General features: G+C 40.8%; 11 protein-coding genes. 4 read left to right on the top strand and 7 right to left on the bottom strand.

The window, feature by feature from the left end; all coding sequences use genetic code 11:
* Positions 1-470: 470 nt before the first annotated feature.
* On the bottom strand, positions 471-1,922 hold the full coding sequence (locus tag CDC33_RS23765; RefSeq protein ID WP_109011010.1) for an MFS transporter: 1,452 nt from the start codon (positions 1,920-1,922) through the stop codon (positions 471-473).
* A 98-nt stretch (positions 1,923-2,020) separates the two neighbouring features.
* Between CDC33_RS23765 and CDC33_RS23760 the strand changes: the two genes are divergently transcribed.
* Positions 2,021-2,542, top strand: coding sequence for a phosphoribosyltransferase (locus CDC33_RS23760; RefSeq protein ID WP_109011009.1), 522 nt, complete (start codon positions 2,021-2,023; stop codon positions 2,540-2,542).
* 34 nt (positions 2,543-2,576) lie between these two features.
* Here the strand turns inward: CDC33_RS23760 and topA are convergent, their stop codons facing one another.
* On the bottom strand, positions 2,577-4,748 hold the full coding sequence (topA, locus tag CDC33_RS23755) for a type I DNA topoisomerase (protein ID WP_109011008.1): 2,172 nt from the start codon (positions 4,746-4,748) through the stop codon (positions 2,577-2,579).
* A 359-nt stretch (positions 4,749-5,107) separates the two neighbouring features.
* On the opposite strand from topA, the gene CDC33_RS23750 reads away from it, so the two are divergent.
* Together CDC33_RS23750 and CDC33_RS23745 are read left to right on the top strand one after the other, a co-directional pair.
* Positions 5,108-6,394, top strand: coding sequence for an AAA family ATPase (locus tag CDC33_RS23750; protein WP_181374113.1), 1,287 nt, complete (start codon positions 5,108-5,110; stop codon positions 6,392-6,394).
* Entirely contained in the window at positions 6,387-6,992 is a 606-nt protein-coding gene (locus CDC33_RS23745) for an RloB family protein (protein ID WP_109011007.1), read from the top strand. Before CDC33_RS23750 ends, CDC33_RS23745 begins: the two co-directional genes overlap by 8 nt.
* Before the next feature lie 263 nt (positions 6,993-7,255).
* Here CDC33_RS23745 and ftsH read toward each other — a convergent pair whose 3' ends face one another.
* Positions 7,256-9,145 carry an ATP-dependent zinc metalloprotease FtsH gene (ftsH, locus tag CDC33_RS23740; RefSeq protein WP_109011006.1) on the bottom strand — a complete coding sequence of 630 codons (1,890 nt, stop codon included), beginning with the start codon at positions 9,143-9,145 and terminating at the stop codon, positions 7,256-7,258.
* Positions 9,146-9,595: 450 nt separating this feature from the next.
* Here ftsH and CDC33_RS23735 point away from each other — a divergent pair, with 450 nt between their 5' ends.
* Positions 9,596-10,141 carry an NADPH-dependent FMN reductase gene (locus tag CDC33_RS23735; RefSeq protein ID WP_109011005.1) on the top strand — a complete coding sequence of 182 codons (546 nt, stop codon included), beginning with the start codon at positions 9,596-9,598 and terminating at the stop codon, positions 10,139-10,141.
* Between the two features lie 453 nt (positions 10,142-10,594).
* Here the strand turns inward: CDC33_RS23735 and CDC33_RS39015 are convergent, their stop codons facing one another.
* The 4 genes from CDC33_RS39015 to CDC33_RS23720 form a co-directional block, all read right to left on the bottom strand.
* Positions 10,595-10,777, bottom strand: a complete 183-nt coding sequence (locus CDC33_RS39015; protein ID WP_181374112.1) for a hypothetical protein — start codon at positions 10,775-10,777, stop codon at positions 10,595-10,597.
* Positions 10,778-10,924: 147 nt separating this feature from the next.
* Complete coding sequence (locus tag CDC33_RS23725) at positions 10,925-11,464, bottom strand: hypothetical protein (protein ID WP_244919331.1); 540 nt, start codon at positions 11,462-11,464, stop codon at positions 10,925-10,927.
* A gap of 20 nt (positions 11,465-11,484) precedes the next feature.
* Positions 11,485-11,700, bottom strand: a complete 216-nt coding sequence (locus tag CDC33_RS39900) for a hypothetical protein (RefSeq protein WP_219930060.1) — start codon at positions 11,698-11,700, stop codon at positions 11,485-11,487.
* Positions 11,701-12,345: 645 nt separating this feature from the next.
* A complete protein-coding gene (locus tag CDC33_RS23720) occupies positions 12,346-13,467 on the bottom strand; it encodes a ferrochelatase (protein ID WP_109011004.1) in 1,122 nt (373 codons plus the stop codon).
* Positions 13,468-13,772: the final 305 nt, after the last annotated feature.

Here is a 13,772-nt window from a genome sequence, read left to right as displayed (position 1 = left end):
CCTATAACAATATTAACCGTGCGGTTTGCGCTGCATAGAAATTTGCCTCATTTCCAAGAGTGGGAATGAGGCAAAGGTATTTTATTTAAGCGGAGACAGAAAACTTTTGATAGTTTATTTAAGAGGATTTGCAATCAAACTTGTAAGCTGCATGTGTTGTAACAATCAGCGACCAACCAATTTACAAGGCAATGCAAATGTAGTTGAGACTGAGTTCAGTTGTCTCTGATACTTGCTGTTTAATTAATTATGGAACAGAGCCTTTGAATTTACCTCTATCAAAGGCATATACTTAGGTGAAGTCAGTTTGCGATCGCAAATACAAGAAATTAGTCATTGGGCGTTGGGAATTCGTTTGGTAGAGCCTTTGAACTCCATTAATGAGTCTTTGATACTCGTTCATGAACAAGCATAAAAATTTACCTTGTCCCCTTGTCCCCTTGTCTCCCCTGCCTCCACTCCCCACTCCCTTAACCCCCCTTCTTCTCTTGCCGTTCTTTGAGTTTCAGCATGATCTCTGCGTGCATCTCGCGGGTAATTGGGTAAAAATACGTTAAAACTAAGCCACAAAGCAAACAAACTGTAGGTATAGGCCCAACAGCAATACGAATCGCAAACAGTGCAGATTCAGGTTGGATGGGTAGTGGGCTTCCGGCTACAGATTCTTTGAAACCGGATATTTGCAAAGCATTTCCCACCAAAAACAGCCCGAAAGCTAAACCAAATTTTTGCAGCAAAACCATGAAGCCATAAAAAATACCTTCTCTGCGTTGTCCGGTTTGCAGTTCATCTAATTCAATTACATCTGGAATCATCGACCAGGGAATTAGATAAGCTGTGGAGACACCAATACCAGCCATGACAGCCATCACATACATCAAAACTATTTGACCAGGCTGTAAGAAAAATAATCCGGCGGCGGCTATTATCCACAAACTCATTCCCAGAAAATAAACAACTTTTTTGCCGACTTTTTTACTCAACTCACCCCAGACAAATAGCATCAGCAGGGCAGTTGCTTGGACTGCAATCAGCACTGTGGGCACATCTGATTCTTTAAGAGCCATACAATTGACTACAAAATAGGGAATAATGCTGGCTGTAATCTGCACACCTAGCCAAGAAAAAAGATATATACCAATAACAAATAAAAAAGGTCGGTTGCTGAAGACTATTTTTAGCTGTTCGCCGAAGGGGAGAGATGCAGGTTCCTCGACTAGGATGCGTTTAGCCTCAAAAGCCAAGATGCGATCGCGGACTCCAAAAACGCACCAATATAACCCTAAAATCGAAATTACAGTACAAACTGCTGCTAAAACGAGATATGCTTGTTGGCGATCGCTAATTTTGATAAAAATAATTAGCGCTAAAATCAATGATAGAATGCTGCCACCAATAGAAAATGTAAAGCGAAAGCTGTTAAGGCTGGTGCGTTCGTCGTAATCTTGAGTTAGTTCTGGAGTCATCGCCGTATAAGGCAAATTCACAACCGTGTAAAACGCTTGAGATAGAATCCCAATCGCTACGTAGTACCAGAACAACGGCCAAATATTCTCACTCTGATTTGCACTAAATTGCGGTACAATCCACTGCAAGAAGAATAAAATTCCAAAGGGGATTGCTCCATAAAACATCCAAGGAAGACGACGGCCCCAACGCCGAGATTTCGTTTTATCAGTCAGGAACCCGACAAGCGGATCATTTACCCCATCCCAAATTTTGCCAATCATCAAAATAGTGCCAGCTAAACCCGCAGGGATACCAGCAACATTAGTAAAGAAAATCAGCAGATAAAAGACAGAGATATTTGCAGTAATTGCTGGCCCTAAATCCCCTGCACCGTAAGCTAGCTTGGTTTTCAAGTCGAGTTTTTCAGTAAGAGGATTTCGTTGGCTATCACTATCAGCAGTAGAATCATTCATAAAACTTTGCACTCATACTAAAATAAAAAGTCTGCGTAGGCATAGCCCGTCGTAGACATCGCCTTCAATACTAGCTATCTACCACTCCCGTTAGACTTATGCCAGACCTTTATGTTTCTTGGTCAGATTATCACCAAAAAATTGAACAACTGGCTATTCAGATTTATGAATCCGGTTGGGAATTTAACCAGATTATCTGTCTTGCCAGAGGAGGACTAAGAATCGGAGATATTCTCTCCCGCATATACCAGCAGCCGTTGGCAATTTTAGCAACCTCATCTTACAGTGGTGCTGGTAAGCAAGAAAGAAATAATTTAATTTTCTCCCGCCACTTAACGATGACTGCCGAAAAGTTAGGTTCCCGCATTCTCCTAGTGGATGATTTAGTAGACTCTGGCATCACACTCCAGCAGACTATACCTTGGCTCCAGCAAAATACTGATTTTCCTATTGAGGAAATTCGCACCGCCGTTCTTTGGTATAAAGCTTGTTCTGTTATAGCACCCAATTATTATGTTGATTATTTGGCTGATAACCCCTGGATTCATCAACCTTTTGAACACTACGAGCAGATGAACCCCGCAGAACTTACGCTTAAAGTAAATAAAGTTAGAAGTTAGGAGTGATGAGTGAGGAGTTATTAATTCAAAACTCCTAACTTTTAACTCCTAACTCGCCAAACTTAGGACTCCACCATCCTTTTTGCGTACTGAAATAAGCTACATCTTTATGTTTGGTATCCTTACGGGATTGTGCGTTAGAACATCGCAACATTGTCTTACTCTGCCCCTCTTTGATATAACTGTACTCCTCTAGAGGTTTCTTACATACTGGGCAGGGATATGCCGTCATTTTCACGGGAGGCTTTTGTTGATTTTCAGCTTGAACTGTTTTAGCTTGTGGTGGCTGCCAAGTTTTGTTAAAGTCGCTCCAAAACAACACGACATTTTCACAACCTTTTGTGCATTTGAGGAAATATTTCTTTTTAACTTTACTACTCGGAATTTTGGCGAGAAAATTTTTGCATTCAGGGCATCGCGTCCTGGAAGTTTCATATTTGCGCTCAGTTATCACATTAGCTTTACCTGTTGGGGAACTCGCAACTACAGTTTTAGCTTTGGAAAGCGCTGGTACAAAATAATTCTGATTCCAACTAGTTAAATAATGCTGCCAAGAGTTTTTTCCTTCGGAAATTGCATCAAGGGCATCTTCCATTTTTGCTGTGAATTCCGCCTCTAGTAAATCAGGCAGTGCTTTGAGCAAAAACGCATCAACTTCTAACCCTAACGGTGTCGGTTGCAGATGGTCTTTTTTCAACTCAACATAATTTCGTTTTTTTAAAGTAGCAACAGTAGGAGCATAGGTACTTGGGCGACCAATTCCTTTACGTTCCATCAGTTGCACTAATTTTGGTTCACTATAACGGGGTGGTGGCTGCGTCTGCTTCTTCTCATGTCCAGCATTCTCCAGTTTCAGCGCTTGTCCCTGTTGTAATGAAGGTAAAACACTATCCTTGCTAAGATTATTCCAGTACCGGGCATAACCGTAAAATTCAATCACTTGCCCTCTAGCTGACCATAGTAGAGAACCAGACTGAGTAATAACCAAAGTTTTACGCAATTGAGCAGCCCGACACTGAGAGGCAATTGAGCGTTTCCAAATCATCACATACAAATTAAACTCATCATCAGGCAGTTCTAAACGCAACTGAACTGAGGGACGAAACACATCTGTTGGACGAATCGCCTCATGTGCTTCTTGAGCCGATTTGCTACTGCGATGCTTGGCGACTTGCGACGGTACATTCGGCGGGTCATTTTGCTCTAACCATTTACGGGCGCTGGCACAAAATTCTGGACTCAGCATAACTGAGTCTGTTCGCATATATGTGATAAGCCCTGCCTCATAGAGCTTTTGGGCAACAACCATAGTTTTATCGGGAGCAAACCTCAACTTTGAACCGGCTGCTTGCTGAAGGCTGGAAGTTGTAAATGGTGGAGGTGGCTGGCGGTTAACGATTTTTCCTTCAAAATGAATCACCTGATGAGGATGTTGCTGTGCTTCTTCTACTAAACGTGTAGCCTCTGCTTCGGAAAGAACACGCTTAGACTCCGGTGTTTCTGGACTATTACCTACTTTCGCGTCATCGTGAGTTTCAGTTTCTTGGTCTGCTGCATCTTTTGGAGAATCGACCGTCCCTTTGTAAAAAGCCCGAAATCCTTCCGCATAATCTACCCAGACACTCCAGTAATCTTGGGGAACAAAAGTCAGAATTTCGTTTTCTCGCTGACAAATCAGGTGCAACGTCGCGCTTTGGACTCTGCCAACACTCTTAGCGCCGTTATTCAATGCCCAAACTAAAGGGCTACCTTTATAACCTACAAGCTTATCTAGGCAATCTCGGCACAGCCCAGCACCGATTAAGTTTTGGTCTAGCTTTCTGGGATTAGCGATCGCACTCTGCACCGCCGATGGTGTAATCTCAGTATAAATTACTCGTTTCGGTTCCCTTAAACCCAGCGTTTCTTTGAGATGCCAAGCGATTGTTTCACCTTCCCGGTCTGGGTCTGTTGCTAAGACAACTTCATCAACCTGCTTTACCGCAGACTTGAGCTTCTGAATTGTTTCCTTCGCTCGTTGGTCACGCGGAATGTAATTGCACCGAACATTACTGCCGTCCATGACAAAGCCCAAGGAATCGTCTCCTTCATTGCTGAGTTCTCGGATATGACCACAACTGGCTAGAACTTTCCAATCCGAACCCAGAATTTGACTGAGTTTTTTGACTTTTCCGGGAGACTCTACCACAAGCAGGCGTTTGATCATAGCAACTGCGTTCTAAATTTTGACCAATAAACTGGCGATTGTAATGAGCGATCGCCTATTCTCGTGATATGGATTTTCTAGAATACTCTACCAAAAAGCTTTAGCAATTGCTGAACTTTGAAGTAATTTTTTTGTACTTAAACCTTTGCTTGAGTTCTAGGTGTTTAGCATTAGCTTTTGCAACAAAACCGCTATCGTCCGGTGCAGGCGTTTATTATGCTGCATACATTAATAACAGTACATCTGTACACGGTAAAAACAATCTTTTAATTTAGCATCTTCAACAAATTATTGCTACTCTTAAAGCAGTAAATTACTATTTATTCACAATTTTCTGTCTGAAGCCTAAACTTCATCCTATGCTTATTGAATTTAGTGTCGGTAACTACAGATCGTTTAAAGAGCAAGTCACTTTTAGTATGGTGGCAGCAAACCTTGTCACAAAAGACAAAAAACTCGACGAAAACAACGTTTTTGAAATAGATAATGATTTAAAACTACTTAAAAGCGCCGCAATATACGGTGCAAATGCTAGTGGTAAAAGTAATTTGGCTACAGCTTTAGGTTTCATGAGATGGTTCATGATTAATTCTTCTAAAGAAACTCAAAGTACGGAAAAAATAGGTGTTGAGCGATTTAAACTCAGCACTGAAACCGAAGCTAAACCATCTTTTTTTGAAATTATATTTTTAATGAGTGGTAAGAGATATAGATATGGATTCGAGGCAACTATTGAGAAAGTTGTTTCTGAATGGTTATTCTATGTCCCTAAATCAAAAGAAACTAAACTTTTTGAGCGCAAACTGGACAAAATTAGTGTTTCTAAAACATATAAAGCTGATGGCATTCAGCAAAAAACAAGACATAATGCCCTTTTCTTGTCTGTATCTGCTCAATTTAATGTCCAGATTGCAGAGAAAATCTTGGATTGGCTAACAAACAGAGTTCAACTTATCTCTGGTTTAGATGATCGAGGCTATCGAGGATATACAGTTAATTGTTTAATGAATAATGAAAATAAAAATGAAATTATTCAGTTGCTCAACAAACTAGATTTAGGATTTGGTGATATTAAATTAGAAGAAATTGAGGTTACTGTTGATTATTGGTCTAGTGAAGTACCAGATGAAATCAAATCAATAATATTAAAAAATGGCGCAAGAAAAGTAACAACAGTTCAAACCATGCACCAAAAATTTGATAAAAAAGGAAATCCTGTATCTACAGAGATTTTTAACTTATATGTTCAAGAATCTGAAGGTACTCAAAAAGTCTTTGCTTTGGCAGGGCCTCTTGTTGATACACTAAAAAACGGTAGAGTCTTAATTATTGATGAATTTGATGCGAGAATTCATCCTTTAATCAGTCGTGCAATTGTGGAATTATTTAATTCTAATGAAACGAATCCAAATAATGCTCAGTTAATATTTATGACGCACGATACCAATTTGCTTAACAATAAGCTTTTTCGTAGAGATCAGATTTGGTTTACTGAAAAGAATAGATATGGTGCAACAGATTTATACTCTTTAGCAGAATACAAAATATCTGACGATGCGCCATTTGAGAGTGATTATATTCAAGGTAGATATGGCGCAATTCCCTATATCGGAAATTTGAATCATCTAATCGACTCTCATGGCTAGAACAAAAGCAAACTCTCGTGGATATTCACTGAGAAAAGTTAATACTAGGGAAGTCAAGCAGAGATTCTTAATCGTATGTGAAGGAGCAAAAACTGAACCTAACTACTTTAGAAGCTTTCGTGTCCCTAAGAATGTCGCTGAAATAGACGTGCAGGGTTTAGGAGAGAATCCCAGCAAACTAGTTCAAAGCGCCAAAGAACTGAATAAGCAAGAAGAGTATGATCAGGTTTGGTGTGTTTTTGATCGTAATTCTTGGACTATAGAAGATTTTAATAACGCTATTAAAAATGCTGAGGCTCAAGGGTTTAAAGTAGCTTATTCTAATGAAGCATTTGAATTATGGTATGTTTTACATTTTGAATTTCTCAATACTGGTATTCCTCGAAGTGATTATCTGAGGAAGTTAACTTCTTTATTTGGTCGGACATATGAGAAAAATAGCGAAACGATTTATGATGAGCTATTTGAGAAGCAAGGTATTGCTATTAAAAATGCTGAAAATCTTCTTAAACAATATGCTCCTCACATTCCAGCTAAAGATAATCCATCAACAACGGTACATTTATTAGTACAGGAACTCAATAAGTTTATTCTGTAAATAGGCTCGGAGTAGCTGTTTCATGATGTCCATTTACCCTTATATGTGCTAGTTTTTGGGAAGGCTGAGGTAGCTTTGTGACTGTTTTCCAAGAAAATTCCCGACTTTTTTAAAAAGTCGGGAATATGAATTATTTGGATTTTTACTAGTGCAGCACAGCGTAAATCCAGCTACCATCTCAATTAACAAGACTTAGGGTAAAATCCTCTTGTTAAATATAGGCAAACTTCCGCCACAATATACTAGGGAATGTCTTCTATTCCCTAATGAGGTATAGCTATTTGTGCATCGGCTACCTGGGTATTGTCAGCAACAATTTTGCGGAATAAATCGCCTTCAATTGTTTCCTGTTCTATTAACAAATCTACTAAACGCTCCAAAACTATGCGGTTTTCTTGCAATAGTTCTATTGCTCTAATGTAGGATTTGTTAACAATTTCGCGCACCTGTGAATCAATTTTGGCGGCGATTTCCTCAGAATATTCTGATTTATTCATCCAGTCACGCCCCAAAAATACCTCTCCACTCTGATTTTCTAGTGACAATGGGCCTAATTCTGACATCCCGAAGCGTGTCACCATCTGCCGTGCCATTCCTGTAACTTGTTGTAGGTCATTACCTGCACCTGTGGTCACTTCTGGCTTCCCAAAAACAATTTCCTCGGCGGCGCGACCACCCAAAGTGGCAGTAATCCTAGCTTTGAGTTGGGAACGCGAAATTAAACCCTGTTCTTCGTTGGGAGTAAACCAAGTTAATCCTAGTGCTTGTCCCCGTGGAATGAGTGTAACTTTTTGTACAGGGTCATGCCCTTCGAGGAATGTACCAACTAAAGCATGTCCAACTTCATGATAGGCAATCAACCGCTTGCTTTTGCTGTCTACTAAGGCGGTACCTTCCATACCTGCAACGACTCTATCGACAGCAGCATCAATTTCTAAAAGGGTAACAGCTTCTTTGCGCCTCCTAGCAGTAAGAATGGCAGCTTCGTTGAGTAAGTTGGCTAAGTCTGCGCCAGTAAAACCAGGAGTGCGACGAGCGATCGCTTCTAATGATACGCTAGGATCAATTTTCTTATTCCGCGCGTGGACTTTCAAAATTTCTAGTCGCCCTTTAAGATCCGGTGCATCCACCATCACTTGTCTGTCAAAGCGTCCTGGTCTGAGCAGCGCTGCATCTAGAACATCTGGGCGGTTAGTGGCAGCAATAATAATAATGCCTGTGTTACCTTCAAAACCATCCATTTCGGTGAGCAGTTGATTCAGGGTTTGTTCGCGCTCATCGTTACCGCCACCGATACCAGCACCCCGTTGTCTACCTACTGCGTCAATTTCATCGATAAATATTAGACAAGGGGCATTCTCTTTGGCTTTCTTGAAGAGGTCGCGCACGCGAGATGCACCCACACCAACAAACATTTCTACGAATTCTGAACCGGAAATACTGAAGAATGGTACACCTGCTTCACCTGCGATCGCTTTTGCTAGTAAAGTTTTACCAGTACCCGGAGGGCCAATTAACAACACTCCTTTGGGAATACGTGCGCCTACTGCGGTAAATCTTTCTGGCTGTTTCAGGAAAGTTACAACTTCTTCGAGGTCTTCTTTAGCTTCTTCAACCCCGGCTACATCTTCAAATTTTACTCCAGTTTTTGCTTCCATTTGGAAGCGAGCTTTGGATTTACCGAAATTCATCGCTTGGCTAGAAGCATTAGTAGAGCGACGCAGGAACAATAGCATTAGAGCTACCAATGGCAAAATCCACATGAGATTGATCAACAGTCCAACAGCAGCTCGACTATTAGCTGAAGAAACTTCACCAAAATCAACATTCTTATCTTTAAGGATGTTAATCAACTCTGTGTTTTGTGCCAGAAGTCTCACCTGTTGCGGTGGTGTATCAGCCTTTTGCCCTTTGAGATAAACCTTTGCTAGCTGTTCTGTTTCGTCAAGCTCTACTTTTTGGATTTCTCCCGCCTTCGCTTTCTTGATCAAGTCACCATAATTTAAAGAGGTGCTTTCTGCCTTTTGTGCCAAGACGGGAGTACTCCCAAAAATTCCTGGTAACATAATCAAACTAGCTGCAATCGCACCAACCCAAGCACCACGCTTTGGCGACTGTCTTTTTATCAATGGTTTTTTTCCCAAATTTGTCATAATAATTACCCTTTGTCTGCTGGCACAAGTTGAGCTATGGTTTTATGCCTATTCTTCTACCAAAAATTGTAATAACTGGAAATTACACTTTTCTTATCTAGTCTAACTTCCACACAAAACCATTCCCAAGTTTCTTCCGGTTATTACATGAAGTTGAGCAACCAAGATCATTATCTAGATTTATGTAGCTGTTCAGACTGGGCATTGGGAAGAGGACTTGGGGACTCTTGAGAATTGGGGACAAGGGGAAACACTTGTTGCAAGTTCTGATTTAAGTCTCCTTGTCCCCAAGTCTCCCCTACCCCTGCTCCCTCATCTCCCCCAGTCCCCAGTAGATATTAATTTGACACATTCTGACACAAATCGCTAAGATAAGCATAGTCATAACGATTCCGTTTTTTCAGAAATTTGGTAATAGTAGCTAGTTAATAGTTTGTGAGTTAATTAATTATGGTGAAAATTGTTGGCATTGGTGGTAGTTTAAGACCCAACTCCTATACCCAGGTTGCTTTACTTTTAGCTGTGCAAAGGGTAGAAGCCCTTGGAGCAGAGGTAGAAATTATTGATTTAAGACAGTTGCAGCTACCGTTTTGCACTGGCGCAAAGGAGTATCCAGAATACCCAGATGTTTTGCGGTTACAAGATACAGTCAGCCGCGCTGATGGGTTAATTTTAGCTACACCTGAGTATCATGGTAGCGTTAGTGGTGTCCTGAAAAATGCCCTAGATTTGATGAGCTTTGAGCAACTGTCTGATAAAGTGACAGGATTAATCAGTGTATTAGGGGGTCAGTCTAATAGTAATGCTTTAAACGACCTACGGCTAATTGTCCGATGGGTGCATGGTTGGGTGATTCCAGAACAAATTGCGATCGGACAAGCTTGGGGTGCATTCAGTCCTGAAGGCAAGTTGCTAGATGAAAAACTATCTCAAAGATTTGATCAATTTGCTCAGAGTTTAGTTGATAACACTCGCAAGCTGCGGGGTGTTGATTAATTCTATCGTAGGCAAGTTCGTAGTAAGAATTTTAGTCCTTATTTTGATTTTTTAATCACTAAAGTGCTTACTACAAACCCTCAAAATGATCTTGACATACTAAGCTAACGCGCCTATATATTGCACTATTTTCTGTGTAGACCGTCATTAGTCATTAGTCGAGAAGTATTTACTAAGGACAAAGGACAATTGACAAAGGACAACCTCACCAGTTGATGTGCAATCTTATTTGCGTAACAGCTTACTAAATATTGATCTTTTGAATGGTTGGGATAACCGTTTTGATTAATGAGGAATCCTATACCTCAGCCTCGTCGTTTCTCGATTTAGACCCAATTCCTGTTTACAAAAAGGGTGAAAAACACACATTCAGTGGTAAGCGAATAAAGAGGGCTTGGTATAGATCCAGTAATGGCAAACTTATTCATGCAGATATAAATGCCAGCCTGAATATTACAAGAAAGGTAGTCCCAGCGACGTATAGTTTAGGGATAGAGGATATTGCAGTTTATCCATTCCGCGTAACACCGGGAAAAGTTGCTTGAGGACATTTGTCCATAAAGTTACTAACTGTTCTACTACAATTGGCCAGCTATCTCCTGATTTGCGTTGGATGGTAATCTCAAAGGTGTTCATTGGTTGGGTTTTTTAGTGTTTTGAAGCGCAAAGGGACGCTAAGGTTTGAGGTGAGGCAATTTTTTGGCGAATAGTTCGTGAAATAATGTACTAAGAAACCTGACTTCTACGTAAAATTACGAAAAGCCAGGTTTCTCAGATTTGCAGTTAATTAAGTTTCTTCAAGGTGTCAACTAAACTAACTACAGCTAAAAGCGCCGCCTGAAGTTTTTCCGTGCGGTCAACTGAAGCTTGCTCAACTGTGTTGACAAACTTTTCTAGGGCTTGGGTTAAGTTTGCCTGGGCTTGACCAATTGCTGATGTATCAGATGCTTGGGGTGTTGCAGGGGCGGCGGGTAAATTTATTGATGAGATGACAGAGCGATCGCTTGTTTGATTGTCACCCACAACTAACTTAACTGCGGGGTCGCCAATAATCGCATAACTACGAGCATCATTGTTTGCCGTCCACATACCAGATATATTCATCGGATCGGCGATCGCACCATATTTAATTTCTTCTAATTCTGTACTCAAATCAGAAGAAAGTTCAGCGTAGCGCTCGTTGAAATACTCAACAGCTGACCCCACTGGATGACCATCTAGCAATCGCTTTAAGGTGCTTTGAAAAACTGCCAATTGCTTACCAGTTTTTTCCCATACGAAAGAGCAACCCCAAGCTCGTTCCACATGACCGATGACAGCCAAAGCACCGCCGTTGGGGTGGCTTAAGAGTCTGCGGGGTAAAGGTGCAATAAAGGCATTAGGAGCGATCGCTGCTCTTTCATTGGAGCCTTTTCTATGTTCAAAGAAGTTCCGATTTTATCTTCTATTAACATCCGTAAATCCTTGTGAATCAGGGTTTGATTTCTATATATAATGCTAAGTTCGGAGAAAAACAGTGTATTGCTTCCACAAGAATTCTGGCTGTTCGATAACAGCACGCTAACTTTTTTGCCTAAAAGTACACTTAGGCAAATACTTCACCAATAAATTCTTTTGGATACACTGTAACGCAGCGAACTTTTGGCGCGTTTCCCACTCTCTTTATATTTGTGTGGGTTTACACCTGTATTTTGGGATTGGCAAATGACTAGTGGTTGATGTCATTGCTTCAAAAGAGATTTGAGTATCTTTACACAGAAGTGCTGTATGATAATTAATACCTACAGCTAAAAATTGTTTCTGCTTTAGATCAGTTTAGAGGTTGAGTTAGCGGATAAGCCTGTCAATTACTGGCTAGTTAATCATTAAGAGCTTGTGGATGCTCATTTGGCTTCCTTGGCTTGCGATCGCTTAACACGTAGTCAAGTCGATATCATTGGGTACACGATAACTTTATCAATTCTAAATATCCTGAGTAATAATACTGGGTTTACTCGGAGATTTACTTAAGAATGATTAAAAAAATAATTTTATCTACATACTGTGAAGCATAGGGAAATTTAAGCGTAAGTAAGGCATAAAAAATCCCACGCCTTGAAGCGTGGGAATGTCAATATAATTCGTAGTTGTAATCAGTGCTTGCTCTGCCCGTCTTAATTACGAATTAGTAATTATAGAGCAAAGCTTTGCCCACCCTACTTAACTTAATGATGGTGGTGATGGTGGTGATGGTGATCCCCAGCTACTTGGGGATTAACTGCCAAAGCTTGCTCTGACAACAACTCTGCAATATGAGCATCAGCCCATTGGGCCACCATTGCCAAAAATTCTGGATGATCGTTAACGCAAGCCATTTGCACGTAGTTCGTACCAGGATGCTGTTTTTCCAAAGCATGGATGATATGGTGTACATCCAATAAAGTTTCGTGGTTTTCTGTAGCAAAGCCAATAGGCATAAAAATTACCACTTTTGCACCCAGTTGAATCAGGTTATTTGCAGCTTGCTCTGCATTTGGCTGTGTCCAATCAATTAGGGGCGTGTCATGGTTAAGCCAACCCACCGAGATTAAAGGATAACGATTAATCAACTTATCCCTAACCAAATCGTACATTGCTTCACTTTCGGCAATCCCAGAAGTAAAGCCTTTAGCTTTATGAGGACAGCCGTGATTCATTAACACAATACCGATTTGAGAAGGTAGATAAGCTGCGGCTAACTCAGCAATTTTCTCCTCAACCAGATGAGCCATCAAATCGATGTAAGCTGGTTCGTTGAAAAAAGAAGGAATATAACGCTGTGCTTTAACCCAGTGTTCTTCACCATCAGTCAACTCAACCAGAGCATTGTTAACTTGCTCGATCGCAATCCCACTAGTAAAGATAGAATCAACAACCAGCAGTGGGTAAATCAGCAGCTTCTCGAAGCCTTGGTTTTTGATTTCTGCTAAAACTTGATTGGGTAAGAAAGGGGCGCAGAAGTTGAAAGCCTTGAAAACTTGAACTTTATCACCCCATTTTTCTTGTAAATTCTTCTCAATCCCAGCCCGTTGCTGTTCAAAGATGGCATTGTGTGGGGAGATAAAATCGTGGTGTGTGTGTCCCCACTCATGGCGGTCAAATAGCGCCAAAAGCTTTGCCAGAGGAGGATAAATCCAGGTTGGGACTGGTGCGAATTTTGCTGTCAGTAGATTTAAAGCCTGTTCGTTATAGTTGGCGAAATCTTCGTAGCTTTCGACTTCGCCGTAGCCCATAAGCAGTACGGCTACACGGTCTTTACCTGATAGATGCTCGTGGGTGTGTTGTACTTTTTCCGGCGTGGCAACCACAATTAGTTCCTCAATATAACCAGAGTGCAGAGAGATTTGGAGTTAGAGAGTAGTTTGCACATTTTCCCTACTTGTAACTTATTATCCCATCCTGGGGGATAGGATAGGTGGGAAAATCAAGATAATACATCAAAAGACATACAAAATTTACGTGGGGCATTGGATATGCAAAATTGAACCAATGCGGCATCTGCTATATTGCGGGAATAGCAAGAGCGGTCAGCCCCAGCCCCTTTGTGGAAGTCAAAAGTCAAACAGGAGTTATAAGTCAGAATTTATAAAAGTTTGACATCGAACCTTCAAGT

Origin of the sequence: Nostoc commune NIES-4072 (assembly GCF_003113895.1) — a bacterium.
In the GTDB taxonomy this organism is placed as follows: Bacteria; Cyanobacteriota; Cyanobacteriia; order Cyanobacteriales; family Nostocaceae; genus Nostoc; species Nostoc commune.
Note: the sequence above shows the minus strand (reverse complement) of the source record. Positions and strands in the feature narration are given on the sequence as shown.

What these genes read in the sequence shown, in the direction of transcription:
- ftsH (WP_109011006.1), bottom strand. Translation starts at nt 9,145, where the DNA reads ATGACAAATTTGGGAAAAAAACCATTGATAAAAAGACAGTCGCCAAAG.
- CDC33_RS23735 (WP_109011005.1), top strand. Translation starts at nt 9,596, where the DNA reads ATGGTGAAAATTGTTGGCATTGGTGGTAGTTTAAGACCCAACTCCTAT.
- CDC33_RS23750 (WP_181374113.1), top strand. Translation starts at nt 5,108, where the DNA reads ATGCTTATTGAATTTAGTGTCGGTAACTACAGATCGTTTAAAGAGCAA.
- CDC33_RS39015 (WP_181374112.1), bottom strand. Translation starts at nt 10,777, where the DNA reads ATGAACACCTTTGAGATTACCATCCAACGCAAATCAGGAGATAGCTGG.
- CDC33_RS23760 (WP_109011009.1), top strand. Translation starts at nt 2,021, where the DNA reads ATGCCAGACCTTTATGTTTCTTGGTCAGATTATCACCAAAAAATTGAA.
- CDC33_RS23745 (WP_109011007.1), top strand. Translation starts at nt 6,387, where the DNA reads ATGGCTAGAACAAAAGCAAACTCTCGTGGATATTCACTGAGAAAAGTT.
- topA (WP_109011008.1), bottom strand. Translation starts at nt 4,748, where the DNA reads ATGATCAAACGCCTGCTTGTGGTAGAGTCTCCCGGAAAAGTCAAAAAA.
- CDC33_RS23765 (WP_109011010.1), bottom strand. Translation starts at nt 1,922, where the DNA reads ATGAATGATTCTACTGCTGATAGTGATAGCCAACGAAATCCTCTTACT.